The organism is Pseudomonas sp. GL-B-12 (genome assembly GCF_019955895.1).
In the GTDB taxonomy this organism is placed as follows: Bacteria; Pseudomonadota; Gammaproteobacteria; order Pseudomonadales; family Pseudomonadaceae; genus Aquipseudomonas.
On sequence record NZ_JAHBCX010000015.1, the window covers coordinates 53,603 to 74,271 of the forward strand.

Annotated in this window: 16 protein-coding genes; 12 read left to right on the forward strand and 4 right to left on the reverse strand. The window is 60.2% G+C overall.

Features of this window, described 5'->3' with window-relative positions; translation table 11 throughout:
• Positions 1–218: 218 nt before the first annotated feature.
• From urtA to urtE, 5 genes are all read left to right on the forward strand, one after another.
• Positions 219–1,484 carry an urea ABC transporter substrate-binding protein gene (urtA, locus tag KGA85_RS09935; protein WP_223461645.1) on the forward strand — a complete coding sequence of 422 codons (1,266 nt, stop codon included), beginning with the start codon at positions 219–221 and terminating at the stop codon, positions 1,482–1,484.
• Between the two features lie 188 nt (positions 1,485–1,672).
• On the forward strand, positions 1,673–3,175 hold the full coding sequence (urtB, locus tag KGA85_RS09940; protein ID WP_223461643.1) for an urea ABC transporter permease subunit UrtB: 1,503 nt from the start codon (positions 1,673–1,675) through the stop codon (positions 3,173–3,175).
• Positions 3,175–4,254 (forward strand): urea ABC transporter permease subunit UrtC, encoded by a 1,080-nt coding sequence (urtC, locus tag KGA85_RS09945; RefSeq protein WP_223543084.1) that lies wholly within the window; start codon positions 3,175–3,177, stop codon positions 4,252–4,254. The genes urtB and urtC overlap by 1 nt, the downstream gene beginning before the upstream one ends.
• The gene (gene urtD / locus KGA85_RS09950) at positions 4,251–5,120 is read left to right on the forward strand and encodes an urea ABC transporter ATP-binding protein UrtD (RefSeq protein ID WP_223543085.1); all 870 of its coding nucleotides are present in this window, start codon (positions 4,251–4,253) and stop codon (positions 5,118–5,120) included. The genes urtC and urtD overlap by 4 nt, the downstream gene beginning before the upstream one ends.
• 140 nt (positions 5,121–5,260) lie before the next feature.
• Positions 5,261–5,959, forward strand: coding sequence for an urea ABC transporter ATP-binding subunit UrtE (gene urtE, locus KGA85_RS09955; RefSeq protein ID WP_007979642.1), 699 nt, complete (start codon positions 5,261–5,263; stop codon positions 5,957–5,959).
• A gap of 42 nt (positions 5,960–6,001) precedes the next feature.
• Here urtE and KGA85_RS09960 read toward each other — a convergent pair whose 3' ends face one another.
• Positions 6,002–7,306 carry a DUF4329 domain-containing protein gene (locus KGA85_RS09960; RefSeq protein WP_223461640.1) on the reverse strand — a complete coding sequence of 435 codons (1,305 nt, stop codon included), beginning with the start codon at positions 7,304–7,306 and terminating at the stop codon, positions 6,002–6,004.
• Between the two features lie 249 nt (positions 7,307–7,555).
• Here KGA85_RS09960 and KGA85_RS09965 point away from each other — a divergent pair, with 249 nt between their 5' ends.
• The 6 genes from KGA85_RS09965 (at position 7,556) to ureC (ending at position 11,972) form a co-directional block, all read left to right on the forward strand.
• Positions 7,556–8,395: an urease accessory protein UreD gene (locus KGA85_RS09965; RefSeq protein ID WP_223461638.1), complete on the forward strand. Its 840-nt coding sequence runs from the start codon at positions 7,556–7,558 to the stop codon at positions 8,393–8,395.
• A 62-nt stretch (positions 8,396–8,457) separates the two neighbouring features.
• Positions 8,458–8,760, forward strand: coding sequence for an urease subunit gamma (locus KGA85_RS09970; RefSeq protein WP_007999380.1), 303 nt, complete (start codon positions 8,458–8,460; stop codon positions 8,758–8,760).
• Positions 8,761–8,769: 9 nt separating this feature from the next.
• On the forward strand, positions 8,770–9,303 hold the full coding sequence (locus KGA85_RS09975) for a GNAT family N-acetyltransferase (protein ID WP_223461636.1): 534 nt from the start codon (positions 8,770–8,772) through the stop codon (positions 9,301–9,303).
• 6 nt (positions 9,304–9,309) lie between these two features.
• Positions 9,310–9,843: a GNAT family N-acetyltransferase gene (locus KGA85_RS09980; protein ID WP_223461634.1), complete on the forward strand. Its 534-nt coding sequence runs from the start codon at positions 9,310–9,312 to the stop codon at positions 9,841–9,843.
• Positions 9,843–10,148, forward strand: a complete 306-nt coding sequence (locus KGA85_RS09985) for an urease subunit beta (protein WP_223461633.1) — start codon at positions 9,843–9,845, stop codon at positions 10,146–10,148. Before KGA85_RS09980 ends, KGA85_RS09985 begins: the two co-directional genes overlap by 1 nt.
• Before the next feature lie 123 nt (positions 10,149–10,271).
• Positions 10,272–11,972 (forward strand): urease subunit alpha, encoded by a 1,701-nt coding sequence (ureC, locus tag KGA85_RS09990; protein ID WP_223461631.1) that lies wholly within the window; start codon positions 10,272–10,274, stop codon positions 11,970–11,972.
• Between the two features lie 66 nt (positions 11,973–12,038).
• Here the strand turns inward: ureC and KGA85_RS09995 are convergent, their stop codons facing one another.
• The 3 genes from KGA85_RS09995 to KGA85_RS10005 form a co-directional block, all read right to left on the reverse strand.
• Positions 12,039–17,309: a dermonecrotic toxin domain-containing protein gene (locus tag KGA85_RS09995; protein WP_223543086.1), complete on the reverse strand. Its 5,271-nt coding sequence runs from the start codon at positions 17,307–17,309 to the stop codon at positions 12,039–12,041.
• Positions 17,310–17,754: 445 nt separating this feature from the next.
• On the reverse strand, positions 17,755–18,060 hold the full coding sequence (locus KGA85_RS10000; protein ID WP_223461628.1) for a chaperone modulator CbpM: 306 nt from the start codon (positions 18,058–18,060) through the stop codon (positions 17,755–17,757).
• A 27-nt stretch (positions 18,061–18,087) separates the two neighbouring features.
• Positions 18,088–19,035 (reverse strand): DnaJ C-terminal domain-containing protein, encoded by a 948-nt coding sequence (locus KGA85_RS10005; protein WP_223461626.1) that lies wholly within the window; start codon positions 19,033–19,035, stop codon positions 18,088–18,090.
• Between the two features lie 296 nt (positions 19,036–19,331).
• Here KGA85_RS10005 and KGA85_RS10010 point away from each other — a divergent pair, with 296 nt between their 5' ends.
• Positions 19,332–20,597 (forward strand): Hsp70 family protein, encoded by a 1,266-nt coding sequence (locus tag KGA85_RS10010; protein ID WP_223461624.1) that lies wholly within the window; start codon positions 19,332–19,334, stop codon positions 20,595–20,597.
• The last annotated feature ends 72 nt before the right edge of the window (positions 20,598–20,669 follow it).

The window sequence follows — 20,669 nt, forward strand, 5'->3', positions numbered from 1 at the left end:
CGATTTTTGTTGCCCACAAAGTCTTCGCCCCAATCTGGCGCAACTCTTCGCACCAACGCGCCAGACGCGATCCTTCATGGTGCGCCAGCAAACCGTTCAACCGCTCTAAAACGACATTTCCCTGCCTTTTGCCGACCGGGCACAGCACTTGCAAAACACACCTTCAGTAGTCCGCATCTGCCAACCAAAAAAACTCATAAGTTCATGGAGATCGCACAATGAAGCGTCGCAGTTTGATCAAGGCTTTCACACTCTCGGCAAGCATCGCCGCGATGGGCATGACCTGGACTGTCCAGGCCGCCGAGACCATCAAGGTCGGTATTCTGCATTCGTTGTCCGGGACCATGGCGATCTCCGAAACGTCGTTGAAAGACATGGCGCTGATGACCATCGACGAGATCAACGCCAAGGGCGGCGTGAACGGCAAGATGCTCGAGCCGGTGGTGGTCGACCCTGCATCGAACTGGCCGCTGTTCGCCGAGAAGGGTCGTCAATTGCTGACCCAGGACAAGGTCGCCGTGGTGTTTGGTTGCTGGACTTCCGTGTCGCGCAAATCGGTACTGCCAGTGTTCGAAGAACTCAACGGCCTGCTGTTCTACCCGGTGCAATACGAAGGCGAAGAAATGTCGCCAAACGTGTTCTACACCGGCGCGGCGCCGAACCAGCAGGCGATCCCTGCCGTTGAATACCTGATGAGCGAAGAGGGCGGCAGCGCCAAGCGCTACTTCCTGCTCGGCACCGACTACGTCTACCCGCGCACCACCAACAAGATCCTGCGTTCGTTCCTGCACTCCAAAGGCGTGGCCGACAAGGACATCGAAGAGGTCTATACCCCGTTCGGTCACAGCGACTACCAGACCATCGTCGCCAACATCAAGAAGTTCTCGGCCGGCGGCAAGACGGCGGTTATCTCCACCGTCAACGGCGACTCCAACGTGCCGTTCTACAAGGAACTGGCGAACCAGGGCCTGAAAGCCACCGACGTTCCGGTCGTGGCGTTCTCGGTCGGCGAAGAAGAACTGCGCGGCATCGACACCAAACCGTTGGTGGGTAACCTGGCGGCGTGGAACTACTTCGAATCGGTGGAGAACCCGGTGAACAAGAAGTTCGTCGACGACTGGAAAGCCTACGCGAAGAAACACAACCTGCCAGGCGCCGACAAGGCGGTGACCAACGACCCGATGGAAGCCACTTACGTCGGTATCCACATGTGGGCGCAATCGGCGGAAAAAGCCAAGTCCACCGACGTCGACAAAGTCCGCGAAGCCCTGGCCGGCCAGACCTTTGCCGCGCCGTCCGGTTACACGCTGACCATGGACAAGACCAATCACCACCTGCACAAGCCAGTGATGATCGGCGAGATCCAGTCTGACGGTCAGTTCAACGTGGTGTGGCAGACCGAAGGACCGATCCGCGCCCAGCCGTGGAGCCCGTTCATCCCCGGCAACGACAAGAAACCGGAATATGCGGTGAAGAGCAACTGAGCCATTGGGCCTGACGATTATTCAGGCCCAACACAACTCCCTGTGGGAGCGGTTTTTGCGGCGAGGGAGCTTGCTCCCGTTGGACTGCGGAGCAGTCCTTTTTTGGGGCCGCTTCGCGTCCCAGCGGGAGCAAGCTCCCTCGCCACAAAAGCCAGCCTTCACATTTAGTCCGAGCAAGGCGACTCTCTATGCCCACTGCCCTCTACCGCTTCCTCCTCGCCATCGCACTCTTGCTGCCTATGGCCACTCACGCCGGTGACGCCGAAGACTTCGTCGTCGCCAATCCCGTGCAGCAAGCCAGGCTGTTGGAAGCCTGGGCCGCGCAACCCGACCCGGCCCGTATCGAACTGATCAACGCCCTGCAACAAGGTGAATTGACCATCGACGGCCAACCTAAAACCCTGCGCCTGAACAACCGCCTGCGAGGTCTGATCGACACGGCCCTGGCCAGTCATCAATTGCTCGCCACCGATGCCAAACTCCGTCTGACCGCCGCGCAGCAACTACAGAAAAGCGCCAAGCCGGCGCAGTTGAAATTCCTCGACCAACAACTGGCGGGCGAGAAGGACGAGAGCGTTCATGCCGCACTGAGCCTCGCCCTGGCCAACCTGCAATTGGTGGATGCCGACCCGGCTGTACGGCTGGCCGCTGTGCGCTTGCTCGGCGAAACAGGTGATCCGCTAGCCCGCACCCGCCTCGAAGGCTTGCTCGATCCTGGCGTTGAGGCTGATGCCAATGTACGCACTGCGGCCGAAACCAGCCTCGCTCAAGTCAAACGCAAACTGCTGGTCGGCGAGATGCTCGGTCAGGCATTCAGCGGCATGTCCCTGGGCTCGATACTGCTGCTCGCCGCCTTGGGACTCGCGATCACCTTCGGCCTGCTCGGCGTGATCAACATGGCCCACGGCGAGATGCTGATGCTCGGCGCCTACTCGACCTATGTGGTGCAACTGATGTTCCAGCGCTTCGCGCCGCAGGCCATCGAGTTCTATCCGCTGATCGCGCTGCCGGTGGCGTTTTTCGTCACCGCGGCCATCGGCATGGCGCTGGAGCGCACGGTGATTCGCCACCTCTACGGCCGTCCGCTGGAAACCCTGCTCGCCACCTGGGGCATCAGCCTGATGCTGATTCAACTGGTTCGCCTGGTGTTCGGCGCGCAGAACGTCGAAGTGGCCAACCCGGCGTGGCTGTCGGGCGGCATTCAAGTGCTGCCGAACCTGGTGCTGCCGTACAACCGCATCGTCATCATTGCCTTTGCGTTGTTTGTGGTGGTGTTGACCTGGCTACTGCTGAACAAGACTCGACTCGGCCTGAATGTTCGCGCCGTCACGCAGAACCGCAACATGGCCGACTGCTGCGGCGTACCCACCGGGCGCGTGGACATGCTCGCCTTTGGCCTCGGTTCGGGCATCGCCGGCCTCGGTGGCGTGGCCCTGAGCCAGATCGGCAACGTCGGCCCGGACCTCGGCCAGAGCTACATCATCGACTCGTTCCTGGTGGTCGTGCTCGGCGGTGTCGGTCAGTTGGCCGGTAGCGTGCTGGCGGCGTTTGGCCTGGGGATCGCCAACAAGATTCTCGAACCGCAGATCGGTGCCGTGCTCGGCAAGATCCTCATCCTCGCGTTGATCATTCTGTTCATCCAGAAACGTCCGCAAGGCCTCTTCGCACTCAAAGGACGGGTGATCGACTGATGAACCAGCCCCTGCTCGTTACCGCGACCCAAAAAGCCGGCCCTAAAGTCTCGATTGCCGTCGGTGCAGTGATCCTCGTTTTGCTGTTGGCGCTACCGCTACTGTCGTTGTTACCGGTGGACAGCACGCTGCATGTTTCGGCTTACACACTGACGCTGGTGGGCAAGATTCTTTGCTACGCCATCGTCGCACTGGCGCTCGATCTGGTGTGGGGTTACGCCGGCCTCCTGTCCTTGGGGCACGGTCTGTTCTTCGCCCTCGGTGGCTATGCCATGGGCATGTACCTGATGCGCCAGGCCTCGGGCGATGGCTTGCCGGCGTTCATGACCTTCCTGTCGTGGACCGAAATGCCGTGGTTCTGGACCGGCACCAGCAGCTTCCTCTGGACCCTGTGCCTGGTGGTATTGGCGCCGGGGTTGTTGGCGTTGGTGTTCGGCTTCTTCGCCTTCCGTTCGCGGATCAAGGGCGTGTATTTCTCGATCATGACCCAGGCCCTGACCTTCGCCGGCATGTTGTTGTTCTTCCGCAACGAAACCGGCTTCGGCGGCAACAACGGCTTCACCAACTTCCGCACGATTCTTGGCTTTGGCATCACCGAACCGGGCACCCGTGCTGTGCTGTTTTTCGCCACGGTGCTGTTGCTGGTGGCGAGCCTGTTTATCGGCTGGCGCCTGGCGCAAAGCAAGTTCGGTCGGGTGTTGACCGCGCTGCGCGATGCGGAAAACCGCCTGATGTTCTGCGGCTACGATCCGCGCGGTTTCAAGTTGTTCGTGTGGGTGTTGAGCGCGGTGTTGTGCGGCCTGGCCGGTGCGCTGTATGTGCCGCAAGTGGGGATCATCAACCCGAGTGAAATGTCGCCGACCAACTCCATCGAAGCAGCCGTTTGGGTCGCGCTCGGCGGGCGCGGGACCTTGATCGGTCCGTTGCTCGGCACCGGCGTGGTCAACGGCATGAAGAGCTGGTTCACCGTGGCGTTCCCCGAGTACTGGCTGTTCTTCCTCGGCGCGCTGTTCATCGTCGTGACCCTGTATTTGCCCAAAGGCGTGATCGGTCTGTTGAAGAAAAGAGGTGAGCAATGAGAGTCACTGCAACCGCTGAATTCATGCTCGAACCAGCGTTTTTTCCTGTGGAGCCCAACAAGGACGCCGGCAGCAGCCGCGATGCCATCGGCCTTGGCCAACGCGTCGGGCCAGGCCTGAACACCCGCCACGGCACCATCCTGACCCTGGAAGATATCAGTGTCAGCTTCGACGGCTTCCGCGCCCTGAACAATCTGAACCTGTACATCGGCGTCGGTGAGCTGCGCTGCATCATCGGCCCCAACGGCGCAGGCAAGACCACGCTGATGGACGTGATCACCGGCAAGACCCGCCCCAGCCACGGCAAGGCCTGGTTCGGCGAAACCCTGGACCTGACGCAAATGAGCGAAGTGCAGATCGCCCAGGCCGGCATCGGTCGCAAGTTCCAGAAGCCCACGGTGTTCGAAGCCTTGAGTGTGTTCGAGAACCTGGAACTGGCGCAGAAAACCGACAAGTCGGTGTGGGCCAGCCTGCGGGCGCGTTTGAGCGGCGAGCAGAGAGACCGCATCGCCGAAGTGCTGGAGACCATTCGCCTGACCAGCTCGGTCAATCGCCCGGCCGGCCTGTTGTCCCATGGTCAGAAGCAGTTCCTGGAGATCGGCATGTTGCTGATGCAGGACCCGCAATTGCTGCTGCTCGATGAGCCGGTGGCGGGCATGACCGACGCCGAAACCGAGTTCACCGCCGAGCTGTTCAAAAGCCTGGCCGGCAAGCATTCGCTGATGGTGGTGGAGCACGACATGGGCTTCGTCGGTTCGATTGCCGACCACGTCACGGTGTTGCATCAGGGCAGCGTGCTGGCCGAAGGGTCGCTGGAGCAGGTACAGGACAACGAGCGGGTGATCGAGGTTTATCTCGGTCGATAGACATGTGAACACTGCCCCATGTGGGAGCGGGCTTGCTCGCGAAAGCGGTGTGCCAGTCGATGCAAATGTTGAATGTCAGTCCGCATTCGCGAGCAAGCCCGCTCCCACAGGGTTCTGTGTAAAACAGAAGGAATTCGAACATGCTGCAAGTCGAAAAACTGCACCAATACTACGGCGGAAGCCACATCCTGCGCGGCCTGACATTTGACGTGAAGGTCGGCGAAGTCACCTGCCTGCTCGGCCGTAACGGCGTGGGCAAGACCACCCTGCTCAAATGCCTGATGGGCCTGCTGCCAGCGAAGGAAGGCGCAGTGAACTGGGAAGGCAAGCCGATCACCACGTTCAAGCCGCACCAGCGTGTGCATGCCGGCATCGCCTACGTGCCGCAAGGCCGGGAGATCTTCGGCCGCCTGACCGTGGAAGAAAACCTGCTGATGGGTCTGTCACGCTTTCCCGGCAGCGAAGCGAAGGAAGTGCCAGCGTTCATCTACGAGCTGTTCCCGGTGCTGCTGCAAATGAAGCAACGCCGGGGGGGTGACCTGTCCGGCGGCCAGCAACAACAACTGGCCATCGGCCGTGCGTTGGCCAGCCGCCCTCGCCTGCTGATCCTCGACGAGCCCACCGAAGGCATCCAGCCGTCGGTGATCAAGGAGATCGGTGCCGTGATCAAAAAACTCGCGGCCCGAGGCGACATGGCCATTCTACTGGTCGAGCAGTTCTACGATTTCGCCGCCGAACTGGCAGACCAATACCTGGTGATGTCCCGGGGCGAAATAGTGCAACAGGGTCGCGGCGAGAATATGGAAGCCGAAGGCGTGCGCGGTTTGGTGACGATCTGAGCAGTGAACTGTCAGCGCTCATTCAGAAACCGGGCCGATTCGTCACGCCCTCCCATAGGGCCGCCATCGAGCGTCCACCAAACCTGGAATATTCCAGAACGGACTGGTTTGTTCGACCGTCAGTACACCCATTGCCGCAACACGTCTGACGAAAAACCTCGGACTCATGCGCCCGGTAAGCAAGAACCTGTCGATGTTGACGCCCAACTTGCCATCTGCCTCGAACATCAGGGATTCGGCGTCCGAAAACGTACTGTGATACTTCAGCAGTGCGCCGTCCGGAGTCTGGCGGAATACGGAAAAGCCCTGGGAGACGTCCACCAACCCTGATGTTCTGCCCTGCTGGATGCTGAACAACAATGACCGGGGCGAGAAAAACTGCTGGTAAATGTCAGCCTGTTCTTCCGGTAGTGACGTCGCCAGCAACTCTGGCCCTAGGTACACACCTGCAAACGTCTGATTTTCTGGTAACAGAAAACCGTCTGGCGTCGCGGGGAATACCTGCTCGATTGCCAGCAATCCATCAGGTCGTTGCAACGGCAATGTCGCGACATATTCGTCACGGTCGCGATGCTTGAGGATCAGTCCCATGCGCAGATGCGCTGCGGTGGCGGGTACGCGACTCAAGGCAGCGTTCAACGCCGACGCCGGATCGTCAAAAACCGACGTATAGAACGGTTGGAGAGTGGGAGGTCCGGGCAGGACCGGCTGGTTGGGAGTCCATTGAGCCGTGATCGGGCCGCGAAATCCCCCCCAGACCGTGCCTGGATCAAGGACACGCATCTGGCCGATGGTCACGATCCTCTTGATTCGACTTTCGGGCGTGGAGCCCAGTCCGAACTGAGGATTGCCGGATGCGTTCTGCGGATTGATGGAATAGGCCACCAGAGAACCATCGTGACTTGAAATGTAATTGGTTTTAAAGACGTCGACATGCCTGAAAGCTGAATCGAGATCGACTGTCGAGGGGAGCGCCTGATGCAACTTGACCTGGTCTGCGCTGTAGCGGGGGTGAGCCCGGGCAATCTGTTCCGCATATTCCGGATGGCTGTGATAGCGGCCCACGCAAAGGTATCCCGCAGGATGAATGATCGTCCGGGTTTGTCGGTCGTAGGCCAGCAAACGCTCAAAATCAAATGTAGTTGCCTCACCTTTTATAGGTGTCGTGGCGACACATTTACCATCAGGGCGCTGCAACAGGAGCGCACCGTACTCTCTGTCGCTCACGTGTTCATGTTGGTGCAGCCAAAGCGCCGCATCGTCCACGCCAATGAAGGGCTGGCTCACAGGTGGCAACACCGGTGCGGTCGAAGATGCAGGTGGTGCAGGATCATAAGAAGTGGTCATCAAGAGACTCCAAGGCGTTCAATCACCCCTCTGGATGTGGGGCGTACGCTTGCATCCTCGGTTTTTCACGACCACCGATGGCGGTAGATATGTATACCTCAACAGGCACAAGGCACCATTTTGTTGCGCCATATTTCATGGGGCGCCTCCTGTTGGTGCACAAACCCAGGCAATAACCGCTTCCTGCCTGCGAATCCTTGCGGCACAGCCTTTGCAACCATCGTGACGACCTCAAGATAAGCACTGACTATGACTCTTCCCGCTTCTGGCGCCTTGTTTACCCCCAGCTGGCACGCCGAACTGGAGCTGGGTTACGCCCGCTTCGACGGCTGCACGCGCCCGGTCCTGCGTCGCCACCTGGGCCCACTGCGCGTGCAAAAACACCTGTATGCCGAAGGGCCGGAAGTCTGCCAGCACATCATCGTCCACCCGCCCGGCGGAATTGCCGGCGGTGATCGTCTGGACATCTCGGCCAGCGTCGAGCGCGATGCCTGGGCACAAATCACCAGCCCCGGCGCGGCCAAGTGGTATCGCGCCGCCGGCCCCGCCTATCAGCAGCTGAAGTTGAAGGTGGCGGCCGGTGCGACACTGGAATGGCTGCCCCAGGAGACAATCATTTTCAGCGCTGCCCAGGCTGAACTCAGCACTGGCATCGAGCTTGAAGGCGATGCGCGACTGTTCTACTGGGACGTCTTGGCTTTGGGCCGTCCGGCCAGTGGCGAGCGCTTCGATCTTGGGCACTTCCAGGCGCAACTGGATATCCGCCGCGACGGCCAGTTGCTCTGGCATGAACGCCAGCGCATTGTCGGGGCGGACGGTTTGCTGGACTCGCCCATCGGGCTAGATGGGCAACCGGTGTTTGCGACATTGCTGGTGACCGGGGAAATCGATAGCGGACTGCTGGAGCGCTGCCGCTCGCTGCCCAACGACGTGCGCGGGGATCTGACCCAGCTGCCGGGGTTGCTGGTTGCACGGTGCCTGGCCAGTGAAGCGTTGTTGGCGCGGGGATGGCTGATTGATTTGTGGCGATTGCTTAGGCCTGCGCTGCTTGGCCGCGAAGCAATACCTCCAAGAATATGGAACACCTGAATCATGCTTTTCTGTGCAAGCAGATCCAACACTTTTTTAATCTGCCCTGATGGATGTCTACGATGGACCTGACCCCACGCGAAAAAGACAAGCTGCTGATCTTCACCGCCGGCCTGGTGGCCGAGCGGCGTTTGGCTCGCGGTGTGAAGCTCAATTACCCGGAGGCCATGGCCTACATTTCTGCCGCGCTGCTTGAAGGCGCCCGTGACGGCCAGACCGTGGCCGACCTGATGCACCTGGGCACCACCCTGCTGACCCGCGAACAAGTGATGGAAGGCATCCCGGAAATGATCCCGGAAATCCAGGTCGAGGCCACGTTCCCCGACGGCACTAAACTGGTCACCGTCCACCAACCCATCGCCTGAGGCCGCGCCATGACTTACCACATCCGCGATGCCGTGCATGCCGATCTGCCAGCCATCCGCGACATCTACAACGACGCGGTGCTCAACACCACGGCGATCTGGAACGAACAGGCGGTCGACCTCGGCAACCGCCAGGCCTGGTTCAGCGCCCGACAATCCCAGAGTTATCCGATTCTGGTGATTGTCGATGCCGACGACACGGTGCTCGGGTACGCCTCGTTCGGCGACTGGCGACCCTTCGACGGTTTCCGCCACACCGTCGAGCACTCGGTCTACGTGCGCAGCGACCAGCGCGGCAACGGCCTCGGCCCGCAACTGATGGAAGCGCTGATTGAACGCGCCAAAGGCTGCGGCAAGCACGTGATGGTCGCGGCCATCGAAAGCGGTAACGCCGCCTCCATTCGCTTGCATGAGCGCATCGGCTTTATCACCACCGGGCAAATGCCGCAGGTCGGCACCAAATTCGGTCGCTGGCTGGACCTGACCTTCATGCAACTGACCCTCAATCCTGGCGCGCAACCACCCGCCGCCAACAAGGAGTGATCGCCCATGAACCCCGCCCAACTGCGACGCGTCAACGTCGAAAGCTTTGCGCATTATCGCCAGGGCCTGATCGATCTGCTGCTCGATGCCGTCGGTTATGGCGCCAGCGTCGGCTTTATGGCTGACCTCGATTCCACCCAGGCCCACGCCTATTTCGATGAAGTCCAGGACAACCTGAACAAGGGCAATGTGTTGCTGTGGGTGGTGGTCAATGACGAACAGGTGCAGGCCAGCGTACAGCTGAATCTGTGCCAGAAAGCCAACGGCCTGAACCGGGCCGAAGTGCAGAAGCTGCTGGTGCGCGAACATGCGCGGCGTCGCGGTCTGGGCCAGCAACTGATGAGCGCGCTGGAGGCGGCCGCCCTGCAGCACAAGCGCGGCATGCTTTACCTCGACACCGAGGCCGGCTCGCCCGCCGAAGACTTCTACCGATCACTGGGCTATACCCGCGCCGGTGAGATTCCCGACTACGCCTGCGACCCGAGCGGCCGCTACAAGCCGACCGCCCTGTACTACAAGATTCTCCAAGGAGCCCATTGATGATTCCCGGTGAATACCAGATCCAGCCCGGCGAGATCGAACTCAACGTCGGTCGGCGCACGATCAGTCTGAAAGTGGCCAACAGTGGTGATCGGCCGATCCAGGTCGGCTCGCATTACCACTTTTTCGAAACCAACGATGCCCTGACGTTCGATCGCGCCGCCAGCCGCGGCATGCGCTTGAACATCCCCGCCGGCACCGCGGTGCGCTTCGAACCGGGGCAGAGCCGCGAGGTGGAGTTGGTGGATTTGGCGGGGCATCGTCGGGTGTTCGGCTTTGCCGGCAGGATCATGGGTGATCTCTGAGGAGCAGCCACAAGCTGCAAGCCACAAGCTGCAAGAAAAAAGCAGTTTTGCGGCACTCACAATTTTGCTTTTACTTGAGGCTTGCAGCTTGAAGCTTGCAGCTCAGTTCCGAGGAACGAGGAAATGAAAATCAGCCGTCAAGCCTACGCCGAAATGTTCGGTCCCACTGTCGGTGACAAGGTGCGCCTGGCCGATACCGAGTTGTGGATCGAAGTGGAGCAGGACTTCACCACCTACGGCGAAGAAGTGAAATTCGGTGGCGGTAAAGTCATCCGTGACGGCCAGGGTCAGAGCCAGTTGCTCTCCGCCGAGGTGGTCGACACGCTGATCACCAACGCGCTGATCATCGATCACTGGGGCATCATCAAGGCCGACGTCGGTCTCAAGGACGGGCGCATCGCGGCGATCGGCAAGGCCGGCAATCCGGACATCCAGCCCAACGTCAACATCGCCATTGGCGCCAGCACCGAAGTCATCGCTGGCGAAGGCATGATCCTCACCGCTGGCGGCATCGACACCCACATTCACTTCATCTGCCCGCAGCAGATCGAAGAGGCGTTGATGAGCGGCGTCACCACCATGATCGGTGGCGGCACCGGACCGGCTACCGGCACCAATGCGACCACATGCACCTCCGGGCCGTGGCACCTGGCGCGCATGCTTCAGGCCGCCGATGCGTTTGCGATGAACATCGGCCTGACTGGCAAAGGTAACGCCAGCCTGCCCGAGCCGTTGATCGAGCAGGTCAAGGCCGGAGCCATCGGCCTCAAGTTGCATGAGGACTGGGGTACCACGCCAGCGAGCATCGACAACTGCCTGAATGTAGCCGACCGGTTCGACGTGCAGGTGGCGATCCACACCGACACCCTCAACGAATCCGGTTTCGTCGAGACCACCCTCGCCGCCTTCAAGGGCCGCACCATTCACACCTATCACACCGAAGGTGCCGGTGGTGGTCATGCGCCGGACATCATCAAGGCCTGCGGTTTTGCCAACGTGCTGCCCAGCTCCACCAACCCGACCCGGCCGTTCACCCGCAACACCATTGATGAACACCTCGACATGCTGATGGTCTGCCATCACCTCGACCCGAGCATTGCCGAAGACGTAGCGTTCGCCGAAAGCCGCATTCGCCGCGAGACGATTGCCGCCGAGGACATCCTCCACGACCTCGGTGCGTTCTCGATGATCAGCTCAGACAGTCAGGCCATGGGGCGCGTCGGCGAAGTCATCACCCGCACCTGGCAGACTGCCGACAAGATGAAAAAACAACGCGGGCCACTGCCCGGCGATGGTCAAGGCAACGACAACTTCCGCGCCAAACGCTACATCGCCAAGTACACCATCAACCCGGCGATCACCCACGGCATCAGCCATGAAGTGGGTTCGGTGGAAGTAGGCAAATGGGCGGACCTGGTGCTCTGGCGCCCGGCGTTTTTTGGCGTGAAGCCGACGCTGATTCTCAAGGGCGGAGCCATCGCGGCCAGCCTGATGGGCGACGCCAATGCCTCGATCCCGACGCCACAACCGGTGCACTACCGCCCGATGTTCGCCAGCTTCGGCGGCTCGCTGCACGCCACCAGCTTGACCTTCATCAGCCAGGCCGCACAGGATGCAGGCTTGCCCGAAGCCCTGGGCTTGAAGAAGAAAATCGCCGTGGTCAAAGGCTGCCGTGACGTGCAGAAAACCGATCTGATTCACAACGACTACCTGCCGAACATCGACGTTGATCCGCAGACCTACCAGGTCAAGGCCGACGGTGTGTTGCTATGGTGTGAGCCGGCGCAAACCTTGCCGATGGCCCAGCGTTACTTCCTGTTCTAATCCGGCAACCACGACACGAGCAAAGGCCTCGCACACCCTGTGTCGAGGCCTTTGTTTTTTCCGTGGTTACTGAGTGGATTCAATCCGCAGCCGATCCAGCCTGGCCCGATTCATCGCTTCCCGTGTCAGTTTTTTCAGCAACTGCGTAATCTGCAGATCGATGTCATCCAAGGCTTGAACATATTCCTCGTCAGTCATCAGCCTGCCATCGGCAAAGTCAGTTTCACTTTTGCCCAATTCACTGCACAGCCCTTTGATTTGCGCCTCCACCGCAGCCTTTTCCTCGGTGCTCAACCCCGCACCTTCAGCCCTGCGCTGCAACGCATCCTGCAAATCGATGGTGGCGTCAATCCGGCGTTTCAAGCCGTTCAACTCCTCGCGGTAAGTCGACTCCAGCCAGGTTTTCCAGAGCGGTTGCTCGAAGATCCGGTCGATCAGCAGGTCACCTTCCTCCAGCGCCTTGATCCGCTGGAACGCTGCCTCGATCATCTCTTTGCTGACCTCGGCGATGCTGCGAAACTGCATGCCCCGTGCCTGCCACGGCAAATCCAGGCGCTCCGCCAGATCGGTCATGTAGGCCAGGTGCACTTCCACTTCATCGATGGTGCCGGTCACTTCGCCATCGGCGTCGTAACGGCGAAACCGCTCTCCCTTTGCCAACCGCTCTGACACCCGGCGACGGGCAATGGCAGCGAGTTCATCGAGCCGGGACTTGCCCAGGGCCAGTTCCAGCAACTGTGTTTCGATCAGGTCCGCACGCTCCAGGGCGTAAGCTTCGTGGACCAACACCTGCACGCCCATGGCATTGAACAGTTGCGTAACGCCATCCACGCATTCGGTGGGTGTTGCAGCTTCGTTGAACAACTTGATGCGCAGTTCACTGTCACGGGCCATGGCTTCGAGCATGCGCCAGACCTTGGCCGTCAGTTCTGTCTGATAGGTCCCACCGGCCTTGAAGTCAGCGGAATTTGTGAGTTTGTCGAGTTCATTGAAAAACGGCATTGAATTGAACTCATCCTCGACCGCGTCCCAGACTTCCTGCTTTTTCTGCCATTCTTGCTCGGACATACCCGTCCCCCATTCCGCGCTATCGATTACGCCACGGGGCGGATAAGGACGCTCCGGGTCCATGCCGACCGACTCGATGTAAGACTTGAGGAAATCGAGATTCTCCGGCGAGATCCAGCGCGGGGACCGACTGATCACGGTGCGCGCCAATAGCTCTGCGCGAAATGAACCGGGCGCGACCTCGGGTATCCGGCTGATCGGATTATCGCTCAGATCAAGATAGATACTGCGCGGCCGCGGTTGCGAAAACAGCCCGACAGGCCAGCTGTCCAGTCCCGTTTCGCCCAGCAACAGCACCTGCAAATGCGGCATTCGGCTGATGTTCGGAATGAGCTTCAGCGGGTTGCCGCGCAAGCGCAGGAACATCATGCGCGTCAGATTCTTCAGGCGATCGACCGCCACAACATCCAGTTCAATGTTATTGCCGTCAAGAAACAGGTGAGTGAGATGACGCATGTCCTTCATTGCCTGCGGAAGCGCCGTCAGCAGATTGTCTTGCAGGTTGAGGTAACGCACCTGATGGAACGAGTCCAGGAACGACAGGTGCCCGGAACGCAACTGCCCACCGCGCAGGCTCAGGCTGGTGACGTGATCAAAGTTGGCCTCCAGCTTCGGCAGGGTTTCCAGCAGTCGGCTCAGCCTGGGAATGTTGTCCAGTCTCAACGCCTGTGGTCGCACTACGCTGGAGGCCTCGATGCCCTCAGGCCCGGTGCGCTGCCAGCATTGCCTGAGCGCTTTGTAGATATTGTTCCGCGCATGCCACTCCGCCACGCCCGCCGGGGTAAAACGAGAGGACTGCGTCGGCGAGTTCATCCAGCGTTGCAGGGTGCGGTTCAACTGATTGAACTCGGTCTCGAGCACGGCCAGTCGTTCATGCACCGCACCTTCGCCCTGGCTGAACTGCGCCAGCAGCGTCTCGACCTCCTCCGAGGTAAAATCCGGATACAGTGCCTGAGCCCGGCGCCGCAGCCCCATGCCATGCGGTGCTTGCCGGGCATAGCCACGCATGCCGCCGCGCAGGCGCAAGCCGGTCGGATCGTAGGTCGGCTTGTAATTCGGGTTGTCCCGCAGAATCGGCTCAAACACCTGACGATCCAGGGGGCGTGCCTTAATCGCTTGCTCCAGTCGCGCAGCCTCGTTGATGCCGAAGCCCAGGGTTGTTCGCTGTGAATCCGGAAACGCATGCAGCACCGCGGCATACAGATTGTCCGCGCCGTGCAGGTGTTGATCGCTGTCGTCCCGCGCTTGGTATTTGCCATCCTCATCCAGGATCAGCACTTTGCGGATCGGCGCGTCGACGGGGCCCAGACTGTCGGTCAACGCTCCCCCGAATGAATACTCACGAACCTCCAGGCGCAAATCCGTCGGCCAGCCTGGCAGGGCCGCCAGGGAGTGCAACTTCAGGCGCGCGGTGTCAGCACTGTGCAAGGCGTCGAGGTAAAGTCCCTCATAGGCCCGTGTCACCCGCAATTGCTCGGCGGCCTTCCTCGCTTGTTCAGCCAGCCGCAAAGGCACGCGTTTTTTTTCGCTCAGGTGTTGCACGTCCGAGGGGTGCGCCTCACCCAGCAGTTCTTGCGCCTGGCTGATCGATATCTCTGCAAAATCCTCCTTGAGCAGATTCACCAAAGGATCGTCCGAACGGGTCCAATGACTGTACAGGAGGTCGAACAACTGCCGCTTGCGCCGGCCCACCTGTGCCGCCCATTGCTCGCGCAATGCTTGCGCACGCTTCTGCGCGTCACCGGATAACCATTCGGGGAGCAGTTCGCGAAGCGCCTGTTCGTCAAGGAACCCCACCACGCGCTCGGGCAGCGCCCCCGCCAGCAGGTAAGATCTGGTCATCTGCAACGTGTTGGCCAGTGACGCCTGGGCATAGCCGTTCTTGATCGACGCCCCCGTCAGTCCCGGCCCCTGGAAGACTTCTATAGCCTTGTCGCCGGACCAGCCGCCCATTTCGGTCATGGATCGCACGGCGTAATCGGCCCATTCCTCGCCGATCCGGTTGGCCATAATCTGCTCTGCGCAGGCTTGCGCATCAGCATGGGCCTTGAAGCGCTTGAGGGTATCGGCCAACAGAGCGGGAGGGGTCTGCTGTTCGACGTGAAGCCGGCGCAGCACATTTTCGTGCACGCCACTGGCGGTCAGAATCTGCTCCAGGGTTTCATCGGAGAATCCATCCACCGAAGCGCCCAGACGCCTGAGTATTTGCCCCTTGTCCCATTCGAGCGGTTGGTCGAGTTCCGTCTTCCAACTGCCGGCACCGTTGTGCTCCAGCAGCGGCTGATAGGCATCGGCGCGAGTCGCGTGTTGAAGCCGGTGCCGGCCGGTGTCCGGGTCTTGCCTGACTGCGTAGCATTTGTCATCGAGCCGCAGCAGGTCCTGATCCTGATGACGGTACAGCCCTGTGTCACTGGCCTTCGCCCCATCGGGCAACACGACCGGTTGTTCATAGGGAGCGAGGTCAGGGTTCCACAAACGCTCTTTGCCGCCGACCTCCACGGGTTTGAGGCCCTCGACAAACGGCGACACCTTGATCGGCGCGACACCGGTGCCGGGCAGCACATGTCCGGCGCCCATGAGTGCCAATTGCGCGAAGTTGATCAAGACCCCGTTGAAATAGGCAGAGGCTTGCTCCTTGTCACCCTTGCTCCAGTCCTCGACGCCTTCGGCCACCTCGGCGAGCATCTGCGCGACCATGATGCCGAGCATGGCTTCGCCCAGGCCGGGCACCAGCATTGCGGCGAAATTGAACAGGTTCCAGCCAATTGACAGGTAACTGGTCAGGCGTTTGAAGCGTGCATTGGCATCTTCATCGCCGGTCGGTACAGCGATGAGCCTGGCATCGGCGATGGCCTTGTCGCGGCGCTGCAGAAACAGCGCCACCCACAGATCACCCGTCATCTGGTTGGTGATGGGCTCTGCATCGGGGTTTTCAACCGCTGCTTCACGCCACCACGGGCCCATGTCGAGCGGCTCGCGCTCGTGCCAGGTGAAGGTCGTGAGACGCTCGTTGACCCGGGCGAAAAACAGCCCTTTGTCCTTCTGCGCGACGAAGCGGCTGAAAAAGGCCTGGTAATCGGCATTTCTCAACTGACCGATCAGCGTTTTCATGAACGCGGTCAGCGACGGATACTCCTTGAGGGGATGCTCCGGATCATCCGGGACATAGGCGATCAACGGACCGGTCAATCGGCTCTGTTGATATATATCTTCGCGGCGCAACAGCTCATCGCTCAGCCCCTGCGGTCCGTTGGCAAAGAAGGCTTGCAGCAGTTTGAATCGATCATATTCCTGGCCCGGCAGTACAGGGATGCGGCGCGACCAGTCTATCCAGAACCTCAACAGGGCCGGCGTCAACGCTTCAACTTCGCGCTTTACTTGCGATGGCTCAATGACTGCACTGAACAACACGATGCCAGTCATTCGAAAGCCCATCAGCGACAACCGATGACACTGCAACGGCTGGTCGTACAGCGTGATATCTGCCCGGCCCTCACGCACCTGGCCCAATTTTCCGTAGGCATGGTCACTGATATCACCCTTCAATCGGGCAATCAGCGCGGCCACATGAAGGGCCGCCTTTTCACTGGCCACCGAATTCCGTTGCAAGGTTCGCTGTGCCTGTGGGGTTTCGGACAACAGGACGGACTTGATGTGTCGCTGGTATTGCCCGCCGATGTCCAGGCTTCGGCACAAGGCTGCAAACGCAGGGAGGGTGATGGCCGTTTCAAGACTGAGACTGCCCCGACTGTCCTTGCGGTAAATACCGGAGCTGCTGCGCAACGCGCCAGGTGCCGTTTCGTCTTCTTCGAAATTGTGCAGCGCTGCTTCCAGTAACGTGGATCGGCGGACACGACTGGCCCCGGTATCGATGCCGAAAATGATCGTGCTCGGCACCTCGAGCTGTACGGTGAGCCCGTTGATGTTCTCGACCGTGTTGAATTTCGACTGCAAAGCCGTTTTGAGCAACGGTTCGGCGAAGGCATTGATGTCATGTTGCAAGTCGCCCAGGGTCTGGTCCAGTACGCCTTGCAAACGCCAGCGCTCATCCATCAACTGCTTGAGGTATTGACGGTCGATTTCCCGCGCGCCGCTATACCACTCGGGCATTTGCGGCTCGAGCGCCAGCAGGGACTTCAGCCTCGCCAGCGGCGCATTCTTGATGGCAGCGGGGATCACGTCGTTTGTTCGACGGTAATGTTTCCCGTGACTATCGATGGACACTCCGCCCGGGATTTCTTGTGAATTGCTTCCATGCAAATCAGACACTTTTGAATCACCTTGATGACAGGAAAAGAACCACCAGCTTATTCACCTACACCTGAAACAAAAGTCCAAATAGCTGCTTGGCCGGCCCCCTGAAAAGGCTCCGGAGGATCGAAAATCAGGGAGCCAAAAACATATATCTACCGCCATCGGCATGTCCGCCTGTGCCTCGGCATGAGCGGTCGTGTTTTTTTCGGCAAAGGGACTACTACCAGGGGACGATCGAGGTCAGTTCCCGTGAGATTGATGGCACGACGTTTACCGTGGTGTTGCCGAGGAAGCTTTAAGCGCTTTTGTGGCGAGGGGGCTTGCCCCCGTTCGAGCGCGCAGCGGTCGCAGAATCGGTGAAAGCGGTGTGTCAGACGATTACGGTGATTGGCTTTTGGGGCTGCTTCGCAGCCCAGCGGGAGCAAGCTCCCTCACCACAGGTTGGGTGCCACTCTTTGAGTTACTCCACCACCAACCGCCCCAATCGCTGCTTGAGCATGCGGTTCTCGGCCCGCAGTTGCTGGACTTCTTCGAGCAGGTCCAGCGCCAGGGCGACGCCTTCCCATTCCAGGTCAAGGTCGCGCCGCAGCTTGGCGGCGCGCTTGGCCAGGGTCAGCTCGTAGTCGTTGAAAACCCAGTCCTTGGGCTGAGCACCCTGAGGTTCGAGGATGCCGTGTTCGACGATTTCGATCACGTAGACGTCCGACAGCTCGGCCGCCTCACAGAATTCTGCCATGTCCAGTTGAACGATCAGGGGACTGCTCATAGTCAGTGACTCCTTGGTTCTAAGGGATCAAAAATGCTCCCGCGGGTCGAATGCGGCTTTTTTCGCCAGCTCCTGCCACAGGGCCTTGATGTCATCGTCGGATTTCTTCGGCATCACGGCCTTCAGTTGCACGAACAGGTAACCGCGCTCACCGGCCTTGTTCATCAGGCCGTGGCCCTTGGCCCGCATGCGCTGGCCGTTCTGGCTGCCGGCCGGGACCTTGAGGTTGATCTTGCCGGTCAGGGTCGGCACGGCGACTTCGGCGCCCAGCGCCAGCTCCCACGGTGCCAGTGGCAAGGTGATGATCAGGTTCTCGCCTTCGACGTCGAATTTCGGGTGCGGTGCAAAACGGATCGTCAGGTACAGGTCGCCATTGGCCCCGCCACCCACACCCGGAGCGCCCTGCCCCTTGAGGCGAATGCGCTCGCCGTCACTCACACCGGCCGGAATCTTCACATTCAGGCTTTTGCTGGTGTTGCTCACGTGCTGGCCGGCCGCGTTGTACTGCGGTACCTGGAAGGTGACCTTCTTCGATTCGGTCGACAGTGTTTCTTCGAGAAAAACCCCAAGTTCCATTTCCACGTCCTGCCCTCGACGTCCGGTGCTGCGACGTGACTCTCCACCCCCACTGAAACCAGGCCCACGGTTGCCGAAGATCGAACTGAAAAAGTCCGAGAAATCGCCCGTGTCCTGGCCACCACCACCGAAACCGCCACGGCTTTGCCAGCCCGGTGGTCCCTGGAACGGCTGGCCGTGCTGGCCATAGCGGCGCAAGTCATCGTATTCGGCGCGCTTGTCGGCGCTTTTCAGCGCTTCATAAGCTTCCGAGGCGTCCTTGAACTTCGCCTCGGCATCCTTTTCCTTGCTGACGTCGGGGTGGTATTTGCGCGCCAGCTTGCGATAGGCGGCCTTGATCGCCTTATCGTCTGCGGTCGGCTCCACACCGAGAATCTTGTAATAGTCTTTGAAGTCCATCGCGGGAATCACCATCCGTTATCAAATCGCGCCACGGGCCACAGCATGCGCTTGTTTGCAGCCATTGGTTTGACCGATCTCAAATTTGTGACCGGGCGGCGCGGCAGAAGTTTATCGGCAGCCGGCGGGGCTTCTTGCAAGCACTCCCGCGGCTGTCCGGTTGATGCAGGGTAGTTTGGGGGTAATGGTTCGTCTTTCAAGGATCATCAGGCGAGATTTAGCAGATAACCGGCCTTCGAATCTGGCGCGCACTGGCATACACTGCGCGGCCGTTTTTTAACCGGAACCTGAAAGACATGAACAACGCATCTCCAGCCCGTGCCTTGGGTATCGACTTTGGCACGTCCAACTCCACTGTCGGCTGGCTGCGCCCCGGCGTGGAAACGCTGATCGCGCTGGAGGACGACAAGATCACCCTGCCGTCGGTGGTCTTCTTCAATATCGAAGAACGCCGCCCGGTGTACGGCCGGCTGGCGCTGCACGAATACCTGGAAGGCTATGAAGGCCGCCTGATGCGCTCGCTCAAGAGCCTGCTGGGTTCCAAGCTGATCAAGCACGACACCAGCGTCCTGGGTACGGCGATGCCGTTCAAGGACCTGCTCGGGTTGTTCATCGGCCAGCTCAAGAGCCGTGCCGAAGCCGCCGCCGGTCGGGAATTCGAAGAGGTGGTGCTGGGTCGGCCGGTGTTTTTTGTCGATGATGACCCGATGGCCGACAAAGAAGCCGAAGACACCCTGGTAGACGTGGCGCGCAAGATCGGCTTCAAGGAAGTCTCGTTCCAGTACGAGCCGATTGCCGCTGCGTTCGACTACGAGTCGACCATCGAGAAAGAAGAGTTGGTACTGATCGTCGACATCGGCGGTGGTACCTCCGACTTCTCGCTGGTGCGCCTGTCGCCGGAGCGTCGGGGTGTGGATAACCGCCACGAGGACATCCTCGCCACTGGCGGTGTGCACATCGGCGGAACCGACTTCGACAAACAGCTCAGCCTGCAAGGCCTGATGCCGCTGTTCGGCTACGGCAGCCGCATGAAGAGCGGCGCCTACATGCCGACCAGTCACCACATGAACCTGGCGACCTGGCACACCATCAACTCGGTGTACTCGCAAAAGTCGCAACTGGCCCTGGGCAGCATGCGCTACGACATCGAAGACACTGGCGGCATCGACCGCCTGTTCAAGCTGATCGAACAGCGCGCCGGGCACTGGCTGGCCATGGAAGTGGAAGAAACCAAGATCCAGCTTACCCACGCCGAGAGCCGCCACGTGCCGCTGGACCGCATTGAAGCGGGCCTGAGCGTGGACCTGAGCCGTGCACTGTTCGAGTCGGCCATCGACAGCCTGCTGGAGCGGGTGCGCAACAGCGTCACCCAATTGCTGGCGGACGCCGATGTGCGGGTCGATCAGGTGGATACGGTTTTCTTTACCGGCGGTTCGAGCGGGATTCCGGCGCTGCGCAACAGTGTTTCGGCGATGTTGCCGAATGCGCGGCATGTGGAAGGGAATATTTTTGGCAGTATCGGTAGCGGTCTGGCGATCGAGGCTGCAAAACGCTACGGCTGAGGAGCAGCTGCAAGCTTCAAGTAAAAGCAGGGCGGCGCTTGTTCTTGGCTTTTACTTGCAGCTTGAAGCTTG